This is a genomic window from Neisseria sp. KEM232 (assembly GCF_002237445.1).
In the GTDB taxonomy this organism is placed as follows: domain Bacteria; phylum Pseudomonadota; class Gammaproteobacteria; order Burkholderiales; family Neisseriaceae; genus Neisseria.
The window spans coordinates 230,262-248,193 of the sequence record NZ_CP022527.1; the positions used below are offsets into that span (position 1 = coordinate 230,262).

Sequence of the window (17,932 nt, forward strand, 5' to 3'; positions counted from 1 at the left end):
CCTGCGCGGGAATGACGCCGGTTGTTTTTTCAGACGGCCTACCATTCCCCGCGTTTGAGTTTTTCGATTTGGCGGCGGTCGCGCTTGGTCGGCCGCCCTTCGGGATAGGCCGTGCTGATGCGCGAGGCCTGGTCGAGAAGCTTCTGCGCTTCGCGTTCGGCCGCCACTTTTTCGTCTTCGCGGTAGAGCAGGCGCGCTTCGGACGCGGGGCGGCGCTGGTGGTTGAGGGCGAGCACGGTGATTTCGTAGGGCAGCGAATTGAGCGTCAGGCGGATAACGTCGCCCGCCGCAATGTTTTTGCTGTTTTTCACCTTCGCGCCGTTTACCAAAACGCGCCCCAGCTCGATATGCTTCTGCGCCAGCGCGCGGGTTTTGAAAAAGCGCGCCGCCCACAGCCATTTGTCCAAACGCATCGCGGTTTCCGCCACCATTTCCGTCCCTTTCCTACCCGCTGCAAAAGACGGCAGTTTAACACGGCGGATGCGTCAGAATAAAAACTCTAAGGGGATGAAATAGCGCTTGCCCGCCTACCGTTTATCGCGTAAATTGCGCGCCTTGTTTCGCAAAAGCGCGCCATCCGCGTATGATATTGCGCGAAAACCCGATTAAAAAGTGAGAACGTCCGAATATGAAACCCGTCTTTCTTGACTTCGAGCAGCCCATTGCCGAACTGACCAAAAAAATCGAAGAATTACGTTTCGTCCAAGGCGAATCCGCCGTGGACATCAGCGACGAAATCGAACGTTTGCAGAAAAAAAGCAGCGATCTGACCAAATCCATCTACGCCAAACTCACCCCCGCACAGGTCTCGCAGGTTTCCCGCCACCCGCAGCGCCCCTACACCCTCGACTACATCGCCGCCCTGTGCACCGACTTCCAAGAGCTGCACGGCGACCGTCATTTTGCCGACGACTACGCCATCGTCGGCGGCCTGGCGCGTTTTAACGGCCAAAGCGTCGTCGTTATCGGCCACCAGAAAGGCCGCGACACCAAAGAAAAAATCCGCCGCAACTTCGGCATGCCGCGCCCCGAAGGCTACCGCAAAGCCCTGCGCCTGATGCGTCTGGCCGAAAAATTCCGCCTGCCCGTGCTCACCTTCGTCGACACCCCCGGCGCCTATCCCGGCATCGGCGCGGAAGAGCGCAACCAGTCCGAAGCCATCGGCCGCAACCTCTACGAACTGACCAAGCTCAAAACCCCCGTCATCTGCACCATCATCGGCGAAGGCGGCTCCGGCGGCGCGCTGGCGATTGCCGTCGGCGACTATGTCAACATGCTGCAATATTCCACCTATTCCGTGATTTCCCCCGAAGGCTGCGCCTCCATCCTGTGGAAAACCGCCGAAAAAGCCGCCGATGCCGCCGCCGCGCTGGGCATCACCGCCGACCGCCTGCTCAAACTCGGCCTGATCGACAAAGTCATCGACGAACCGCTGGGCGGCGCACACCGCAACTACGACGAACTGATGAACAACGTGCGCGAAGTGCTCACTGACCAGCTCCGCGCCGCGCAGGACATGCCACAGGCCGATCTGCTCGAACGCCGCTTCGGCCGCATCATGGCCTACGGCCGGTTCGTCGAAAAATAAACACATGGCAAAGGCCGTCTGAAAGCGTTTTTCAGACGGCCTTTTTCGTTTTACCGTTAAAAAACTTTCCGCAAACACCCTATCCCCCATCCTGCCCCGCCTTTGCAGCGGGCAGCAGCGCGGGCAAAACCAAACATTGAGGCCGTCTGAAAACGGATTTTTCCCAAGCCGAAACCGCGCTTTCAGACGGCCTCAAACAGACAAAACAGCAAATGAAGAAAAAGAAAACCGGCAAACAATACCTCGGCCTGCTGCTTGTCTGCCTCAACGAAGGCTGCGACGACACCCTGCCCGACTACGGCGGCCTGGACCTTACCAACCGCAGCAGCATCCGCAGCATGGTTGCCGATTACATCGCCCCGCATTACCGCAGCTTGACCCCGTCCGAACAATTCCGCGTCAAAGAAAGCCTGCGCTACGGACTGAACTTCTGGCCGGAAAGCGACTTGGCGGACGCGTTTCCCTACGAATCCGTCGTTGCCGTCCCGCCGCAGATGCCCGTCCGCGAACTCTTCCGGCAAATCTGGTACGACCTGTTCGACGGCGAAGAACCGCTGGTTGGGAACCCCGAAGACTACGAAGAAATCCCGCCGTGTTAAACACCACCACGCACGAAACCCCCGCCGTCTTCATCAGCGGCGACAAGGACGGACGCAGAATCGAATTTGCCGCCGATGCCGCCGCCTCCGCCGCACTTGCCCGACTGATGGCGCAAAACCGCAGCATCCGCCTGCCGCTGCCCGCCGACCCCGATGCCGCCCTGCCGCGCCCGTTTGCCTTTTTGCAACTGATCTGCGCCGATGCAAGCGGCGGGCTGCTGTCTGTCGGCATCAGCGACTCAGGCGACACCATCTGCCTCACCGGCGATGCCGCCTACGCCAAACTCATTGCCGCCTTGGAATATTTTTTCGACAGCGGCGCACAGGCGGGCGACCATTTCCATCTTGATGCCGCCGCACGCGACAGCCTGCTCCACTCCGCCGCCCCGGCATTGATATTCGTCTGCCTGTAGGGCAGCACTGAGGCCGTCTGAAAACAGCCGCCAAAACCGATAACGCGCAACCCGGATACCGTCCGAACAAAGGAATCAAATAAACCAAACCGCAGGCGATCCGCCATATCACAGGCCGTTTGAAAGCCTTTTCGGTTTTCAGACGGCCTCTGCCAAAGCAAACGGCGCGCTTGCCGGACAACAAAAAGAAAGCCCTGCAATTTCTTGCAGGGCTTTCGGAATGCTGGCACGCCCACGGGGAATCGAACCCCGGTTACCGCCGTGAAAGGGCGATGTCCTAACCGCTAGACGATGGGCGCGTAGTTTTTCTGGCGCACCCGGAGCGATTCGAACGCCCGACCCTCTGGTTCGTAGCCAGATACTCTATCCAACTGAGCTACGGGTGCGAGAAAGATTCAGATTATATGGGTCGGCATTAGGGCTGTCAAGCATTCTTGCTGAAAATTTTCCGCCACGGCGGTAAAATGCCGCCTTTTTCTTGAACGGTAACGGAATTTTAATGACGGATTCTTTGCGCTGGCGCGCTTTGGCAGAGTTTTTGACGGCATTCGGGCAGCCTGCGGTGGTGATCGATTTGGAAACCACGGGCGGCAATCCCGACAGCGACCGCGTCACCGAAATCGCCCTGCTGCGTTTCGACGACGGCGGCGTGACGCGCTATACGCATCTGGTCAATCCGCAGCGCGGCATCCCCGCCTTTATCGCCGCGCTGACGGGCATCGACGACGGTATGGTGGCCGGCGCGCCGCCGTTTGCCGCGCTGGCAGGCGAACTCTTGCTGCTACTGCGCGGCTGCGTGCTGCTGGCGCACAACAGCAAATTCGACTACACCTTTCTGCGCCGCGAGTTCGCCCGCTGCGGCCTGCATTTTGCCGTGCCGACGCTGTGCACGGTGCAGCTTTCGCGCCGCCTCTACCCGCAGTTTTTCAAGCACAGCCTCGAGAGCATCATCGAGCGCCACGGCATTGCCGCCGCGCCGCGCCACCGCGCGATGAGCGACGTGCTGGCGCTGGCAGACTATTTGGAAACCGCAGCGGCGGATTTGGGACGGGAAACGCTGGCGCAGCAGGCCGGCAAGCTGCTGCGTCCCCGTCTGCCGCCGGCCGGTTTGTCCGATGCGCTGGAGCGGCAGCTTGACGCTTTGTCCGACGGCCACGGCGTGCTGCTGTGGCTTGATGCGTCAGGCAAGCCGCTGCATCTGGCGGCGCACCGGCAGACGTTTTCCGAAGCGTCAGAGCTGCTGCACAAACAGAAACCTTTGCGCGCGGCGGCGGAAATCCGTTTCCTGCCCGCAGCAGGCGCGCTGCACGCGCTGATGCTGAAAGCGCAAACAGCGGCGGAATACGGTTTCAGGCCGTCTGAAAACGCGGCGGATCAGGAATATCTGACCGTGCGGCTGCGCAGCAATGAGCGCGGGCATTTGCAGGCAAGGCTGGTGCGGCTTTCAGACGGCCTGTCGGCAGAAAAGCCCAACGGCCTGTTCCTGCACAAGAAAGCGGCAAAACGGGCGCTGGACACATGGGCGCGCGAGCAGGGTTTGTGCCCCGCGCTGCTCGATATTCTGCCGCCTACCTTCGCCAAAAACGCGCCCTGCCCTGTGGCCGCTTGCGGCGGCTGCGGCGGCGAATGCGCGTCTTCAGACGGCCTGAATGCGCACAACCGCAAAACGGCCGATGCTGCGGCTCTGCTGCCGGTGGCGGACTGGGGCAAGGCGCACACGCTGGAAATCACGGAAACGGACGAGGCGCTGGGTAGCCTGTCGTTTTCCTGCTCGGGCGGCGCGCTGCTGATGCCCGACGGGCTGTGGTATTTCGACCGTTCGCTGCCTGCGGTGCTGAAAGAAAAGCTGCGTAAGGAGCGGCATACGGTTAAGGTGCTGGCTTAGGCGGCGCGGTGCTTTTGGCGAAAGCCGCTTGGCAAGGCGGGGGCATCGGCTGCGAAACCGGCTGTATCAGCCACAACAAAAGGCCGTCTGAAAAATATTTTCAGACGGCCTTCAAGCGGATACGGCTGGTTTATTTGCAGTATTTGGAAACGTCTTGGTTGAAGCGTTCAATCAGCGCTTCGCGTTTGTCGGTGCGGGCGCTTTGCGCGTAGGACAGGTTCATCTGCGCGGTTTTGCAGTTGGCCTCGGCGGTCTGTTTGTTCTGCTCTTCGATTTCTTTGTTGCGTTTTTCCGCTTCTTTGTTCTGCTCGGCCAGCTTGGCGTTCAGCGCACTCTGCTGGTCGGCCAGCGACGGCGCGGCGTTGGGATCGCCCACTGTGGTGACGGAGGCGGGCTGCGTGGTGGCGCTGGCAGGCGGGGTGACTTTGTGGGTGCGGATGTTGATGATGGTGGACTGGGTGGGTTTGAGGCCGCGCGGCACGTCGGAATAGACGTTGCCTTTGCCGTCTTTCCAGCGGTATACCTCAGAACCAGCCGCATACAAACTGCCGGACACCAGCAGGCCGCCCAAAACCAATGCTTTTGCAATACGGGTAATGTGCATCGTTCAACTCTCTTCTATGTTCGTTATTCGGAATGGCGCGGATTGTACCGCATTTATCCCTATGCCGTCATGTTATCGCCCGTTTTGCCGCCAAACTGTTTGGGGCGGGCGCGGCAAATTTGATACAATGCCGTGCATCTTGCACAAACTGAAAGTTAAAGCATCATGCGTATCGTAGAAAAAGCCTACACCTTCGACGACGTCCTGCTCGTTCCCGCACATTCCCAAGTGCTGCCGCGCGACGTTTCCCTCAAAACGCAGCTCACCCGCGACATCTCGCTCAACCTCCCCCTCCTCTCCGCCGCCATGGACACCGTAACCGAAGCCCGCTTGGCCATTTCGATGGCGCAGGAAGGCGGCATCGGCATCATCCATAAAAACATGACACCCGAACAGCAGGCCAGAGCGGTGGAAAAAGTCAAACGCCACGAAAGCGGCATCGTTAAAGACCCCGTTACCGTTGCGCCCGACGTGTTAATCGGCGAACTGCTGGAACTGCGCGCCCAACGCAAACGCAAAATGTCCGGCCTGCCCGTTGTCAAAGACGGCAAAGTGGTCGGCATCGTAACCAACCGCGACCTGCGCTTTGAAAACCGCCTCGATTTGCCCGTGTCCGCCATCATGACCCCGCGCGAACGCCTCGTTACCGTGGCCGAAGGCACCAGCATCGACGAAGCGCGCGAACTAATGCACACCCATAAAGTCGAGCGCGTTTTGGTACTCAATGCCGACGACGAACTCAAAGGCCTGATTACCGTTAAAGACATCATCAAAACCACCGAATTTCCCAATGCCAACAAAGATTCCGAAGGCCGTCTGCGCGTGGGTGCGGCCGTCGGCACGGGCGCGGATACCGAAGAGCGCGTACGCGCACTGGTAGCGGCAGGCGCAGACGTTATCGTCGTCGATACCGCACACGGCCACAGCCAGGGCGTGCTCGACCGCGTGAAATGGGTTAAAGAAAACTTCCCCGGCGTGCAGGTTATCGGCGGCAACATCGCCACCGCCAAAGCCGCGCTGGACTTGGTTGCCGCAGGCGCAGATGCAGTGAAAGTGGGCATCGGTCCCGGCTCCATCTGCACCACCCGCATCGTTGCCGGCGTGGGCGTACCGCAGCTTACCGCCATCCACAATGTTGCCGAAGCCCTCAAAGGCACAGGCGTACCGCTGATTGCCGACGGCGGCATCCGCTTCTCCGGCGACGTGGCTAAAGCCCTTGCCGCAGGCGCGTCCAGCGTGATGCTCGGCGGTATGTTTGCAGGCACGGAAGAAGCCCCCGGCGAAATCGAACTCTACCAAGGCCGCTCCTACAAATCCTATCGCGGCATGGGTTCGCTCGGCGCAATGAGCCAAGGCTCGAACGACCGCTACTTCCAAGACAAACAGGAAAGCGCAGACAAATACGTGCCCGAAGGCATCGAAGGCCGCGTGCCCTACAAAGGCCCGATTGTCAACATCATCCACCAGCTCACCGGCGGCCTGCGCTCCAGCATGGGCTACCTCGGCTGCGCCACCATCCGCGATATGCACGAAAAAGCCGAGTTTGTCGAAATCACTTCCGCAGGCATGAGCGAATCGCACGTCCACGACGTACAAATCACCAAAGAAGCGCCGAATTACCACCGCTGATTGGCGATACCGATTTGACGTGATGCAAGGCCGTCTGAAAACGTAAAACGGGTTTTAACTCCGTTGAAGCTGCGCTTTCAGACGGCCTTTTTGCTTTGCCGCGGGCTTAAGCCTGCCGCTCGCGCATCAGGCGGATGATTTCCTGTAAGGCTCCCAGCTCGCGGTCTTTCTGCGCCAGCATTTCCGCTTGGTGTTTCTGCATCAGTTGCAGCTTGTCGATTTCGGCAGCCATTTGGATTTGGCTGTCGTAGATGTTTTGGTAGTTATCGGATGAAATGTTGTTGACGGACATGCTGTACCGCCCGTCTTCCTGCGCGATCAGGTTGAGGATGTCGGTGTCAAAGATTTCGGCGATCTGTTCCAGATGCGGCAGGTTCAGGCGCGTTTCGCCGCGTTCAATTTTTAGCGTAGCCGTTGGCCGACAATCCCAGCCGCACGGCCAGCTCCTCCTGCGACCACTGCCGCTCTTCGCGCAGCGCGCGGATTTTCTCGTAGATTTTCATAACAACACTTTTCGTGTGTACCGCTCCACTTTTTGCTGCTGGCAGCATAATGTAAACGGCGTTTACAATTATTTAACCGATGGCAGCGGATTTTAGACGGTTTGGTCGCAGCCCGCCAGATCGGTTCACATTCGATTGTAAACTCTTACCAAGAACAACAAATGAAAAACATTTTTTCGGCGCGCGCCTTTGCCGTATTGCTGGCTGCCTCCGCGTTAATCGCGGCAAACATAGCGCAGGCAGAACCGACGACGGAGGAGAAAAAACAGGCAGTAAGAGCCGCCATAAAAGCAGCAAGAGCGGAAGCCTGTGATGCCGGTTTTGAAAAAATCATGGTGCAGTCGGAACTGCCGCAGCCGGTTTATTTGGTGCTATAGGAAACAAGTGCCCCAGATTACTTTAAAGACCCCGATACAGGAGAAACAAGATGTTCGGGCGGTTCGGGCACGAATTACTACGGTCTAGCGCGGGTGGTGCAAACGGGAAACCGTTTTACCGTTACCGATAAAAATCTCTTCGACAAAATGGACAGAGCCAACGGAATCAATCCGAATCAGGATTATGAAGATCAGTCCAAAGCATTGAACAATCGTTTTATCCAATCCATAAAAGTTCTTGATGGCAGCCGCATCAGGGTAGTGGCAGACAAATACGCCCCGGCGCGGGAAGACGACTTTCAGGGAAACAATTTTCCCACCCGTCGCTGGCAGTACGAGATCAGTGTAACTAATATGAAGCTGCCGGATGCAAAACTGGTGTGCAAGCCGGAATACGTCGTCGACATTAAAGGCGAAAGCGTTATTTGCAAAAGATAGCCCTCTCAGATCGTCTGAAAAACCTTACAAATCCGTTTCAGACGATCTCTTTCCACAAAACCAAACACATTGAAAAGCGAGTTACCCATGACAAACAAAAAACTGATCCCCCTTGCTGCCGCTGTGTTCCTGCTGGCGGGCTGCCCTTTGCAGCAAGGCGACGACGAAACGAAAAAAGAGCTGGCCGCATTGAAAGAGCAGCTGGCGCAGCAGCAGAAACAGGAAGCCGAACGCGCCGAAAAAGCGAAGCTGGAAGAACAGGAAGTCAGACAGCAGCAGCGGGAAGATGAAATCTACCGCCAAGCGCAAGCGGACATGGAACTGAGGCAGGCATTTGAGGCGGAAGAGCAAAAGCAGGCGCAGGAAGAACAGGCCAAACAGGAAGCGGAAAAATCCAAGCAGGAGGCGTTGAAGAAAAAACCTGTGGAGAAGCTTGCACGTTATCAGGCGGTAGTGATCAGCGAGTCGGGCTACGGCGCACTGAACCTGCGCGGTTCGCCTTCGGCGCAGTCGGTGGTGGTTACCGAATTGCAGGACGGCACGGAAGTACAGGTTATTGCCGAAACCGATGTCTGCCACAATGGCGCCGCCTCGAAGCAACGCACGCGGTCTTTGTTTTTTATCAGAAGATTTTCCAAAAAATTCCACAAACCGCGTGCGTGGTTGTGCCACATACTCTACCTTCACAGCAGAGGCCGTCTGAAAACCCTGATTCGGGTTTTCAGACGGCCTTTTTGCTTTGCTGCGGCACAAACGTCAATCGCGCAGGCGCATTTCGGCGGCGCGGGCGTGGGCGGTGAGGCTTTCGCCGTGGGCGAGCAGGCTGGCGGTTTTGCCCAGCGTCTGCGCGCCCTGTTCGGAGACGCGGATAAGGCTGGAGCGTTTTTGGAAGTCGTAGGTGCCCAGCGGCGAGGAAAAACGGGCGGTGCGGCTGGTGGGCAGGACATGGTTGGGGCCGGCGCAGTAGTCGCCGAGGCTTTCGCTGGTGTAGCGTCCCATAAAGATTGCACCCGCGTGGCGGATTTTTTCCGCCCAGCGTTCGGGGTTTTCGACGGAGAGTTCGAGGTGTTCGGGGGCGATGTGGTTGGCGATTTCGCAGGCTTCGTCCAAGTCGCGCGCCAGTATCATCGCACCCCTGCCGCCCAGCGAGGCTTCGATGATGGCGCGGCGGGGCATGTCGTTTATCAGGCGGTTCATGGCCGTCTGAACGTCGTCGAGGTAGCTTTGCGAGGTGGCAATCAGTATGGCTTGGGCGATTTCGTCGTGTTCTGCCTGACTGAAGAGATCCATGGCCACCCAGTCGGCAGGGGTGCTGCCGTCGGCGATGACGAGGATTTCTGAGGGGCCGGCCACCATGTCGATGCCGACGACGCCGAAGACGCGGCGTTTGGCGGCGGCGACGTAGGCGTTGCCCGGGCCGGTGATTTTGTCGACTTGGGGGATGCTTTGTGTGCCGTAGGCGAGTGCGGCAACGGCCTGCGCGCCGCCGACGGTGTAGGCGCGGGTGACGCCGGCAACGTAGGCGGCGGCCAGCACGATGTCGTTGCGCTCGCCCTTGGGGGTGGGGACGACCATGATGATTTCGCCGACGCCGGCAACGTGGGCAGGTATGGCGTTCATGATGACGGAGCTGGGATAGGCCGCTTTGCCGCCGGGAACGTAGATTCCGACACGGTCGAGGGGGGTGATCTGTTGGCCGAGCAGGGTGCCGTCTTCGTCGGTGTAGCTCCACGATTCGAGTTTTTGACGGCGGTGGTAACTTTCAACGCGCTCGGCGGCGGTTTGCAGAGCGGCTTGTATGTCGGCGTCCAAGCGATCGAAAGCGGCTTTGAGTTCGCTCTGGCTCAGGGTGAGATCGGCGATGCTGTGCGCGGATGTGCCATCGAAGCGGTTGGTGTATTCGATAAGGGCTGCGTCGCCACGGCGGCGGACGTCGTTGCAGATGTCGGCCACGATGCGTTCGGTTTCGGGGTTTTGCGCGGTTTCGAAGGCGAGCAGTTTGTCCAGTTCGCTGCGGAAGTTTGGCGAGGCGGTGGTGAGTTTTTTCATGGTGCGTTCCGTGGGATGTGATGGCGGCTTTCAGACGGCCTTTTGTCTGCATGAAAGAGGCCGTCTGAAAGCCGTGTTTATATCATCTGCCGCATGGTGCGGGCAACGAGCGGGGCGGGCAGCAAGGAAAAGGCCGTCTGAAAATGCCTGCCCTGTCGGGGCGGAGTTTTCAGACGGCCTTGCTGTTTTCGCGGCGGTTTACTGCGGCGGGGCAACACTTTTGATTTCGGTGTTGAAGCCGATTTTTTTGATTTTGGCTTCTTTGGCCATGTCGATAGCTTGGATCACCGTGCCGTAATCGACGTCTTTCGAGGCGTCTACCGCCAGCACGACGTCGGGGTTGCGCGCCACGGCTTCGGCAAAGGCGGAAGCGAGGTTTTCCTTGGCTGTGGGCGTGCTGCTGCGGTCGATGAAATATTGGCCGCTGTCGTCCACCGACAGCCACATCGGTTCTTTCGGCTTCTGTTCTTCTTCCGACTGCGCGTCCACGGAAGCAGTCGGCAGCTGGATTTGGATGGAATGGGTGAGCACGGGCATGGTGATCATAAACACGATCAGCAGCACCAGCATCACGTCTACCAGCGGGGTGACGTTGATGTCGCTTACCGGTGCGTCGTCGTCGCCGTCGTTCATCGAAAAGGACATGGCTTACTCCTTGTCTTTTTTGTTCAGGATTTGCGCGTGCAGGTCGTGGCCGAAGGCGTTGAGGTCTTGCAGCAGGGTTTTGTTGCCGCGCACGAGGAAGTTATAGGCCAATACGGCAGGAATGGCGGCGAAGAGGCCGACGGCGGTGGCAATCAGTGCTTCGCCGATGGGGCCGGCTACGGCAGCGATGCTGACTTGGCCGCTTTGGCCGATGTTGAGCAGGGCTTTGTGGATGCCCCATACGGTGCCGAACAGGCCGATAAACGGCGCGCTCGAACCGATGGAGGCAAGGGCGGTGAGGCCGCCGTCGAAACGGCGCATGATCTGGCTGATGCTGTATTGGATCTGGCGCAGCAGGTACGGGCCGAAGGGAACGCCGGATGCGAGGTTGGCATCTTTGTTGCGGTGGAAGGTTTCGTCGGTTTTCACTGCATCAAGCAGCATGTCGCTCATCGGCGATTCGTGTTCGCGGGCAATTTTCACAGCCTCTTCCAGCGATTTGGCATTCCAAATCAGCTCTTTGACGCGGGCGTTGCCGGCTTTGGCGCGGCGCAGTTTGATGGTGCGGACTATCATCACCGTCCAAGTGGCCAGACTCATGATGATGAGGATGATGAAGGCGGTGATCAGAACGAAATCGCCTTGTTTGAAAACGTGTAGTAAATCCATATTGTGCTGCTCTCTTTTGCTGTTGATTTGAAATTGGTCGACGGAGGCCGTCTGAACGCGTGTGCCGTTTTTTCAGACGGCCTCCGAGGGATTAATCGTTAAGCTCGAAAACGATTTTCGCGCCTTTGAAGCGTACCCATTTGCCGTGGGTTTGGTAATGCCCCGACATCGCTCCGCGTTTGGCCGCGGCGTCTAAGCGGGCATAGCCGCTGCCTTTGGTGATTTTCACCTCGGTGGCGCGTCCACTCGGATCGACGAGCACCTCCATCACAATCGTGCCGGTTTCGCCGTTTTCGACTGAAAGGGGCGGATAAGACGGTGTGGCCAGTCTGCCTCCGGCTTTGACGATGGCATTGCCTGCGCTGCCGCCGGCACCGTCACCACCACCGCTTCCGCCGCCGCTGCCGGGGCCTCTGCCCGACCCGGTGCCGGGGCCGTCTCCCGTGCCGTCGCCGCCGCCTCTGCCGCCGCCCGTTCCCGTGCTGCCGGGTTTGCCGTGGGCTTTCGGATCGGTGCCCTGCCCCTCGCCGCTGCCGGTACCGCCGGGAGCGGTGAATTCCGGTTTTTTCGCCGGAGGCGGCGCGGGAGGTGCGGGCGGAGCCGGTTTCGGCTCGAGCTTGGGTTCGGGTTTCGGTTGCGGCTTGGGCTCGATTTTTTCTTCCGGTTTTTCCTCTTTCGGAATGCGGATATCGGCTTTACGGTCGTGCGTAATCACCGGTTTGAGCTTCGGCTTTTCAGGTTCTTTCACTACCGGCTTCGGCTTCTCGATCGGTGGCCGGGGTTTGGGCTTCTCAGGCTCGGGCTGCGGCTCTGCCTGCTGAGGCTGCTCCGGCGCCGGAGCAGCCTCCGGCTCGCCCCCGCCTCCGCCGCCCGGCGGACCGAAAGCGGCCAAATCGACAAACTCCATATCTTCCACATCGGGAAGTTCGGGCTTGTTGTTGAGCAAAAGCAGCAGCGCAAACAGCGCCGCGTGCATCAGCACAACGAATCCGAAAACGGAAAAGGTTAATAGGCGGTCATTTTTCATAGGGACGGCATACTAATAAAAACAATTTTTGCTTGCAAGGTATTTTTTGCAGTTTTTTGTTTTTTCTTTACATATTCTAAACGGTATTAATTTGGAGATATTTGGGATTTGGCATTGATATATTTGAAATAACGATCGGTATTAGTACTGAACATTGCAGATAGCGTCACGGTATGTTTTATTCAGACCGTTTTGATTGAGATTCCGAAAATTATAAAAAAAGCCAAACCGGAATCCGATTTGGCTTTTTTCAGGATTTTGGTGGGTCGTGAGCGATTCGAACGCTCGACCAACGGATTAAAAGTCCGCTGCTCTACCGACTGAGCTAACGACCCATCGAATAATCGAAGTCGCGCATAATATCGGCGGAGCAGTCGGGCGTCAAGCGTTTTTTGTCTGCGGTGTTTTGACTTCGCTGAGGCTTCGCTTTCAGACAGCCTGACGCTGTTGTTGCTTGTTTAATGCTTAATCTTCTTATGCGTAGTCGGTTTTCAGAACGGTGATGCCGGTTTGGCCGAAAGACAGGGTGGTTTTCAGGCTTTCTATGGCGGCGCAGATGCGTTGGGTGACGGCTTCCGCTTCAGCCTGGTGTCGTTCGGTCATGCCGTCGGGCATTTTGCCGAAGAGGGCGGCGTCGAGCAGTTTTTCGGCGTGGATGCCGGGGTGGTGGTTGTGGATGACGGCGGGGTCGCGGCTGCCGAACAGGGTGCCGACGACGGCGGCACGGGTGAGGGCGATGCCGAGGGCGGCATCTTCGCCGCCGAAGCGGCGGAACAGGGCGTCTTGCGGGAAGCCGCCGCAGGCCAGCAGGACGCTGCGACGGAAGACCATATTGCCGCCGACGGTCATTTCCAGCCGCTGCCAGGCTTCGGCGAAGGCGGGATGGGCTGTGTAATGGTCGGGAAAACCGGCGGGACGCAGTTTGAGGCGGATGAGAGCGAGGTAGGGTATGGTTTCGAGGGCGAGATATGCGGGAGCGAGGGCTTCAGCTTCGTAGGCGTCGTCGGCATCGAGAAAGGCGGCGAAATCAGCATCGCTCTGTAACACGCCCCAGTTACGGGCTTGGGCGGCGCCGACGTTTTGCGACAGGCGTGTGCAGCGGATTTGCGGGTATTGTGCGGTAAGCTCCGCCATCACCTCGGCTGTGCGGTCTTGCGAGGCGTCGTCGACCAGCCAGACTTGACGCACGCGGCTTTGCGCCAACGCGCTTTCGGCGGCGGCGCGCAGGGTGGCGGCGGCGTTGTAGCAGGGAATAATGACGTCGAGGGTGGGCTTGTGGTCGGTTTGCATGATGGAGGCCGTCTGAAAAAATAATGGAAGTGTACTGGTTTGAGGCCGTCCCCGCCTTTACCCCTTCAGGACATAAACGCGGCGATGATGTTTCTGAAGGGCGGTTTGCGCTTTCAGACGGCCTTAATGGTATCCTGCCTCTGCCTTAATGTTAAAAGGAAGGTGCCGGCTGCCGCAGAACGGTTTGGCGGCGGCATTGGCACACAGGTAAACGAAAGGAGTTTTATGTCTGACAAACTGACGCGTGCCGAGGCGGCGGTTTACCGTCTGCTGACGCTTGCCGACCGGCCCGATGAAACGGTGGAAGTTCTGTTTGGCAAACCGTTTGCGGCCGAAACGGGCGAATGGGTGTGTCCCTGCCGTATCGTCGGGGCGGGCAGGGACATGTGTTTTCGGGTTTTCGGTGCGGACGGCGTGCAGGCTTTGCAGTTGGCGTTTGCCGTTATCGACGGCGCGATGGCGGACAAAGGTTTGCGGTTGCTGTGGGACGGCGAAGCCTTCGGCGGTTTTAATAGTTAACCAAAATAGAAAATATACAGCGTTGCTGCGCCTTAGCTCGAAGAGGGCGGCTTTCTACGGCATTTAAAATGCCAAGAAAACCTGCCCCGTATTACCCATACTGTCTTTGGCTTGCGGCCTTGTATCTTTCCTATTTTGTTTCACTATACTGCGCCTGTGCTTTGAGTTTGGCCAGTTCGGCCTTCACTTGGCGGACTTTGTCTTCGGTGAACAGCTTGGCGAGGTTGCGCCAGATGCTGTGGTAGCCGTAGGGGCCTTGCTGCATTTCGCGTTTGGCTTCTTCTATCGGCCAGTTTTGGTAGACGATGCGGTACATGGCGGAGATAAGGCCGGTGCGGTCGGCGCCGTGGTAGCAGTGGATGAGAACCGCGCCGTGCGTCTGGCGTTGCTCGATCAGGTAGAGGGTTTCGGCGATTTGGCGCGGGGTGACGCGCCAAGTGAGCAGGGGTTTGTTGAGCAGGGCGAGGCCGTGTCCGGCGAGGGCGGTGTCGTTGTCGTTGCGGTCGAAATAGCGCAGGTTGACGACGCTTTTGACGCCCAGATCGGCAAGCTGCGGGGCATCGGCGCGGGTGAGCTGCTCGCTGCGGTAGAGTTTGTCGTCGATGCGGTAGAGGTTGGCATCCGCTTTGACGGGGGCGGCCCATTGGTAGGATTCGGCCGTGGCAGCGGCGTGAACGGCAGCGGGGATAAGGGCGCAGAGAATAAGGGCAATCAGGCGGGACATGGGTTTTCCTTTTGTCGGCAGAGCGGCTAGGGTATCATTCGCGGCTTTTTTCGGCCAACAGGTTTTTCAGACGGCCTCTGTATTTGGAAATTTTAAGAGGCGTAATTACCTCTTTACGCAAGAAGTCTTGTTATTAACTATCTAAAAGGAAATGCCATGCAGCCATTGGATCTAAAAGACATTCCGAATAGTGTGTTCCTTGAAGATATTGAAGAGCTCACAAGGGAATTTCCCGTTGAATTTCCTCAATTGTTTGAAAAATAATATCTTATTTGGATATAGATGCAAAATATGTCTATATCACTGATTTTATTGAGGATGAAAGCAGAAGCAATCATTTTTACGGTTATTTTTTTGATGCCCTCAATAAAAAGCTTTATCAATACTCGTTTGAAGAAAATAGTTAGCGTTTTCAAGAAGTCAATATTGAATCTTTAACAATGAAAGATACATTCAGTATTAAGGTATTAAATCTTCTGGGTAAACGGCAAGCATAAAATTGGCTTGCCAAGCCCAATATTTTTTAAGGAGCATTCATCATGGCTCAGTTTTTTGCCATCCATCCCGACAATCCGCAAGAGCGACTGATCCGGCAGGCGGCGGAAATCGTGCACAAGGGCGGCGTGATCGCCTATCCCACCGATTCCTGCTACGCGCTCGGCTGCCGTTTGGGCGACAAGGAGGCGATGGAGCGGATTCTGCGCATCCGCAAAATCGATTTGAAACACCATCTGACGTTGGTTTGCGCCGATTTGGCCGAGCTGGGCATTTACGCCAAGGTGGACAACGCCCAATTCCGCCAGCTCAAAGCGGCCACGCCCGGCAGCTACACCTTTATTTTGCAGGCCACCAAGGAAGTGCCCAACCGCACGCTGCACCCGAAACGCAAAACCATCGGCCTGCGCGTGCCCGACAACGCCATCGCCCTTGCGCTGCTGCGCGAGTTGGGCGAGCCGCTGCTCTCGTGCACGCTGATGCTGCCCGAAGACGAAGAGCCGCTCACCGACCCCTACGAAATCCGCGACCGCCTGGAGCATTCCGTCGATTTAGTGATCGACGGCGGCTGGTGTGGCACCGAGCCGACCACGGTGGTGGACATGACCGACGGCACGGTTTTGGTACGCGAGGGACGGGGCGACAAGGCCGTGTTCGGCTTGTGAGGCCGTCTGAAAAGGCCGTCTGAAAGGGTTTGCATGAACAAAATCACGGACATTCTGAAATTCACCGGCTGCCTGCTATTGCTGTTTGTCGTGCCCACGCTGGTTTACACACTGGTCGACATCAACCGCCGCACTGGGCAGATCGGCAACACCGCCGCGCTTTACCAAACCGCCGTGTTCGCCGCCGTCGCCGCGCCGGTGCTGATTCTGTTTTACCGAGCCTACCGCACCGGCCGCCCTATCGGCGGCTACTTTGCCAAACCCGCAGACATCTCCCTGAAACGCAAGCTCTGCTGGGGCGCGTTTTACCTCGCGCTGATGCTGCTGGCAGGCGAATACGGCCTGCACGTGTTGAACTTTTTCTTCGACACACCCGTGAAAGACACGGAAAACCAGCAGGCAATTATCGAATGGACACGCCATCTGCCCGTATCTGTAGCGCTGGCCGACATCGTGCTGTTCGCACCGCTGGCGGAAGAATGGCTGTTTCGCGGCGCACTGTTCGGCCTGTTCGGCCGCAGCATCGATCAGCCCGAAGGCCGCGCCCACGCGTTTTTATCGTCCTCGCTGCTCTTCGGCTTCATGCACTCGGGAACGGACATCCCCGCCCTCGTCCTATACGGCACGCTCGGCGCAGTGCTGTCCGCCGCCTATCTGCACCTGCGCGACATCCGCTACCCCATCGCTATCCATATGGCGAACAACGCCGTGGCCATCGCCTCCGTTTACCTGTCTTCCTAAAAACAAGGCCGTTCCCGCCTTCGCGGGAATGACGTTTCTGAAAGCGCAAAACGGCCTTTAACTTCGTTGAAGCTGCGCTTTCAGACGGCCTCCCACACCAAGAAAGACCACACACCATGAATTTCGACCCCGCCTCCTTCCTTCTAATGATCGCGCCCGCCCTGCTGGCCATCACCCTGCACGAAGCCGCCCACGCCTACGCCGCCCGCTACTGGGGCGACAACACGGCGGAAAAACTCGGCCGCCTCACCCTCAACCCGCTGGCGCATATCGACCTGTTCGGCACCATCATCGTCCCCTCCATCCTGATTGTCAGCGGCTCGCCCTTCTTTTTCGGCTGGGCAAAATCCGTGCCCGTCATTACCCGCAACCTGCGCGACGCCCGCCTCGGCTGGCGCACCATCTCCATCGCCGGCCCGCTGGCCAACCTCCTGATGGCCTTCGCCTGGGCGGTGCTGATGGGGCTGCTGCCCGTCGTCCCCGTTTCCTTCGGCGAAGCGCTGGCCGGAATGGCAAGCTTCGGCGTCTCGTTCAACGCCTTTTTATTCGTGCTCAACATGCTGCCCATACTGCCGCTCGACGGCGGCCGCTTCCTCGACAGCTTCCTGCCCGCCAAATGGTCGGCGCAGTTCCAAAAAATCGAACCTTACGGCACATGGATCGTCTTTCTCGCCCTGATCGCCGGCCTGCTTGCCCCGCTGCTCGCCTATCTGGCCGAGCCGCTAATCAACGCCGCCCTTTTCCTCTCCCTGCTTATCGGCACCCTGCTGACGGGCGTTGTTATGTAGAAACCGACGCAGAGGCCGTCTGAAAGCGCAGTTTTCCTCTTTCAGACGGCCTAGGGCGTGTTGACATTCAGCTTGCGAAGCGGTTTTTTGAGGAAAAATTCGCGCCTGCAAGGAAAAAAGCGCAGCAAGATTGAATATCTTGCGAGCATTTTTGACGCGGCAGGCGTGGATTTTTACCAAAAATACCGCCGCAAGGCTGATTGTCAACGCGCCCCAGGGGCTGTTGGCAATTGGTATTGCCAACAGCCCCTAATCGTTTATGGCATAATGCCGCGTTTTTAACA

General features: G+C 58.0%; 23 protein-coding genes and 3 tRNA genes. 12 read left to right on the forward strand and 14 right to left on the reverse strand.

The window, feature by feature from the left end; translation table 11 throughout:
• Nucleotides 1–38: 38 nt before the first annotated feature.
• Nucleotides 39–431, reverse strand: a complete 393-nt coding sequence (locus tag CGZ77_RS01015; protein WP_009426022.1) for an RNA-binding S4 domain-containing protein — start codon at nt 429–431, stop codon at nt 39–41.
• A gap of 197 nt (nt 432–628) precedes the next feature.
• Here CGZ77_RS01015 and CGZ77_RS01020 point away from each other — a divergent pair, with 197 nt between their 5' ends.
• The 3 genes from CGZ77_RS01020 (at nt 629) to CGZ77_RS01030 (ending at nt 2,600) form a co-directional block, all read left to right on the forward strand.
• Complete coding sequence (locus CGZ77_RS01020) at nt 629–1,588, forward strand: acetyl-CoA carboxylase carboxyltransferase subunit alpha (protein ID WP_009426021.1); 960 nt, start codon at nt 629–631, stop codon at nt 1,586–1,588.
• 212 nt (nt 1,589–1,800) lie between these two features.
• The gene (locus tag CGZ77_RS01025) at nt 1,801–2,187 is read left to right on the forward strand and encodes a hypothetical protein (protein WP_009426019.1); all 387 of its coding nucleotides are present in this window, start codon (nt 1,801–1,803) and stop codon (nt 2,185–2,187) included.
• Nucleotides 2,181–2,600 carry a hypothetical protein gene (locus CGZ77_RS01030; RefSeq protein ID WP_009426018.1) on the forward strand — a complete coding sequence of 140 codons (420 nt, stop codon included), beginning with the start codon at nt 2,181–2,183 and terminating at the stop codon, nt 2,598–2,600. Before CGZ77_RS01025 ends, CGZ77_RS01030 begins: the two co-directional genes overlap by 7 nt.
• Before the next feature lie 224 nt (nt 2,601–2,824).
• Here the strand turns inward: CGZ77_RS01030 and CGZ77_RS01035 are convergent.
• Together CGZ77_RS01035 and CGZ77_RS01040 are read right to left on the reverse strand one after the other, a co-directional pair.
• Nucleotides 2,825–2,899: transfer RNA gene (locus CGZ77_RS01035), tRNA-Glu, on the reverse strand.
• 10 nt (nt 2,900–2,909) lie between these two features.
• Nucleotides 2,910–2,986 (reverse strand) — tRNA-Arg (locus tag CGZ77_RS01040).
• A gap of 113 nt (nt 2,987–3,099) precedes the next feature.
• On the opposite strand from CGZ77_RS01040, the gene CGZ77_RS01045 reads away from it, so the two are divergent.
• Nucleotides 3,100–4,485 carry a 3'-5' exonuclease gene (locus tag CGZ77_RS01045; protein ID WP_009426017.1) on the forward strand — a complete coding sequence of 462 codons (1,386 nt, stop codon included), beginning with the start codon at nt 3,100–3,102 and terminating at the stop codon, nt 4,483–4,485.
• Between the two features lie 130 nt (nt 4,486–4,615).
• Here the strand turns inward: CGZ77_RS01045 and CGZ77_RS01050 are convergent, their stop codons facing one another.
• Entirely contained in the window at nt 4,616–5,089 is a 474-nt protein-coding gene (locus CGZ77_RS01050; RefSeq protein WP_009426016.1) for a DUF4124 domain-containing protein, read from the reverse strand.
• 165 nt (nt 5,090–5,254) lie between these two features.
• Here CGZ77_RS01050 and guaB point away from each other — a divergent pair, with 165 nt between their 5' ends.
• Complete coding sequence (gene guaB, locus CGZ77_RS01055; RefSeq protein WP_009426014.1) at nt 5,255–6,718, forward strand: IMP dehydrogenase; 1,464 nt, start codon at nt 5,255–5,257, stop codon at nt 6,716–6,718.
• 106 nt (nt 6,719–6,824) lie between these two features.
• Here the strand turns inward: guaB and CGZ77_RS12365 are convergent, their stop codons facing one another.
• Together CGZ77_RS12365 and CGZ77_RS12370 are read right to left on the reverse strand one after the other, a co-directional pair.
• Entirely contained in the window at nt 6,825–7,010 is a 186-nt protein-coding gene (locus tag CGZ77_RS12365) for a hypothetical protein (protein WP_009426013.1), read from the reverse strand.
• Between the two features lie 103 nt (nt 7,011–7,113).
• Nucleotides 7,114–7,221 carry a helix-turn-helix domain-containing protein gene (locus CGZ77_RS12370; RefSeq protein WP_232304381.1) on the reverse strand — a complete coding sequence of 36 codons (108 nt, stop codon included), beginning with the start codon at nt 7,219–7,221 and terminating at the stop codon, nt 7,114–7,116.
• Nucleotides 7,222–7,382: 161 nt separating this feature from the next.
• Between CGZ77_RS12370 and CGZ77_RS01065 the strand changes: the two genes are divergently transcribed.
• Nucleotides 7,383–7,598 carry a hypothetical protein gene (locus CGZ77_RS01065; RefSeq protein ID WP_009426011.1) on the forward strand — a complete coding sequence of 72 codons (216 nt, stop codon included), beginning with the start codon at nt 7,383–7,385 and terminating at the stop codon, nt 7,596–7,598.
• A 147-nt stretch (nt 7,599–7,745) separates the two neighbouring features.
• Nucleotides 7,746–8,036 carry a hypothetical protein gene (locus tag CGZ77_RS01070; protein ID WP_036496002.1) on the forward strand — a complete coding sequence of 97 codons (291 nt, stop codon included), beginning with the start codon at nt 7,746–7,748 and terminating at the stop codon, nt 8,034–8,036.
• 81 nt (nt 8,037–8,117) lie between these two features.
• Here CGZ77_RS01070 and CGZ77_RS01075 read toward each other — a convergent pair whose 3' ends face one another.
• From CGZ77_RS01075 to CGZ77_RS01105, 7 genes are all read right to left on the reverse strand, one after another.
• Nucleotides 8,118–8,708, reverse strand: coding sequence for a hypothetical protein (locus CGZ77_RS01075; RefSeq protein WP_157058122.1), 591 nt, complete (start codon nt 8,706–8,708; stop codon nt 8,118–8,120).
• Nucleotides 8,709–8,792: 84 nt separating this feature from the next.
• Nucleotides 8,793–10,085 (reverse strand): histidinol dehydrogenase, encoded by a 1,293-nt coding sequence (hisD, locus tag CGZ77_RS01080; RefSeq protein ID WP_009426007.1) that lies wholly within the window; start codon nt 10,083–10,085, stop codon nt 8,793–8,795.
• A 198-nt stretch (nt 10,086–10,283) separates the two neighbouring features.
• Entirely contained in the window at nt 10,284–10,730 is a 447-nt protein-coding gene (locus CGZ77_RS01085) for a biopolymer transporter ExbD (RefSeq protein WP_009426005.1), read from the reverse strand.
• A gap of 3 nt (nt 10,731–10,733) precedes the next feature.
• Nucleotides 10,734–11,399 carry a MotA/TolQ/ExbB proton channel family protein gene (locus tag CGZ77_RS01090; RefSeq protein WP_009426004.1) on the reverse strand — a complete coding sequence of 222 codons (666 nt, stop codon included), beginning with the start codon at nt 11,397–11,399 and terminating at the stop codon, nt 10,734–10,736.
• A gap of 91 nt (nt 11,400–11,490) precedes the next feature.
• The gene (locus CGZ77_RS01095) at nt 11,491–12,426 is read right to left on the reverse strand and encodes an energy transducer TonB (RefSeq protein ID WP_009426003.1); all 936 of its coding nucleotides are present in this window, start codon (nt 12,424–12,426) and stop codon (nt 11,491–11,493) included.
• 259 nt (nt 12,427–12,685) lie between these two features.
• Nucleotides 12,686–12,761, reverse strand: a tRNA-Lys gene (locus CGZ77_RS01100).
• A gap of 139 nt (nt 12,762–12,900) precedes the next feature.
• Nucleotides 12,901–13,716: a glycosyltransferase family 2 protein gene (locus CGZ77_RS01105; RefSeq protein ID WP_009426002.1), complete on the reverse strand. Its 816-nt coding sequence runs from the start codon at nt 13,714–13,716 to the stop codon at nt 12,901–12,903.
• A gap of 225 nt (nt 13,717–13,941) precedes the next feature.
• Between CGZ77_RS01105 and CGZ77_RS01110 the strand changes: the two genes are divergently transcribed.
• Nucleotides 13,942–14,235, forward strand: coding sequence for a hypothetical protein (locus CGZ77_RS01110; RefSeq protein WP_036496009.1), 294 nt, complete (start codon nt 13,942–13,944; stop codon nt 14,233–14,235).
• Between the two features lie 130 nt (nt 14,236–14,365).
• On the opposite strand, the gene CGZ77_RS01115 is transcribed toward CGZ77_RS01110, so the two are convergent.
• A complete protein-coding gene (locus CGZ77_RS01115; protein ID WP_009426000.1) occupies nt 14,366–14,959 on the reverse strand; it encodes a tyrosine-protein phosphatase in 594 nt (197 codons plus the stop codon).
• A gap of 539 nt (nt 14,960–15,498) precedes the next feature.
• Here CGZ77_RS01115 and CGZ77_RS01125 point away from each other — a divergent pair.
• From CGZ77_RS01125 to CGZ77_RS11890, 4 genes are all read left to right on the forward strand, one after another.
• Complete coding sequence (locus tag CGZ77_RS01125) at nt 15,499–16,119, forward strand: L-threonylcarbamoyladenylate synthase (protein WP_009425997.1); 621 nt, start codon at nt 15,499–15,501, stop codon at nt 16,117–16,119.
• A gap of 33 nt (nt 16,120–16,152) precedes the next feature.
• A complete protein-coding gene (locus CGZ77_RS01130; RefSeq protein ID WP_009425996.1) occupies nt 16,153–16,860 on the forward strand; it encodes a CPBP family intramembrane glutamic endopeptidase in 708 nt (235 codons plus the stop codon).
• Nucleotides 16,861–16,976: 116 nt separating this feature from the next.
• Nucleotides 16,977–17,648, forward strand: coding sequence for a site-2 protease family protein (locus CGZ77_RS01135; RefSeq protein ID WP_009425995.1), 672 nt, complete (start codon nt 16,977–16,979; stop codon nt 17,646–17,648).
• A gap of 57 nt (nt 17,649–17,705) precedes the next feature.
• Entirely contained in the window at nt 17,706–17,930 is a 225-nt protein-coding gene (locus CGZ77_RS11890) for a hypothetical protein (RefSeq protein WP_157697478.1), read from the forward strand.
• Nucleotides 17,931–17,932 lie beyond the last annotated feature (2 nt).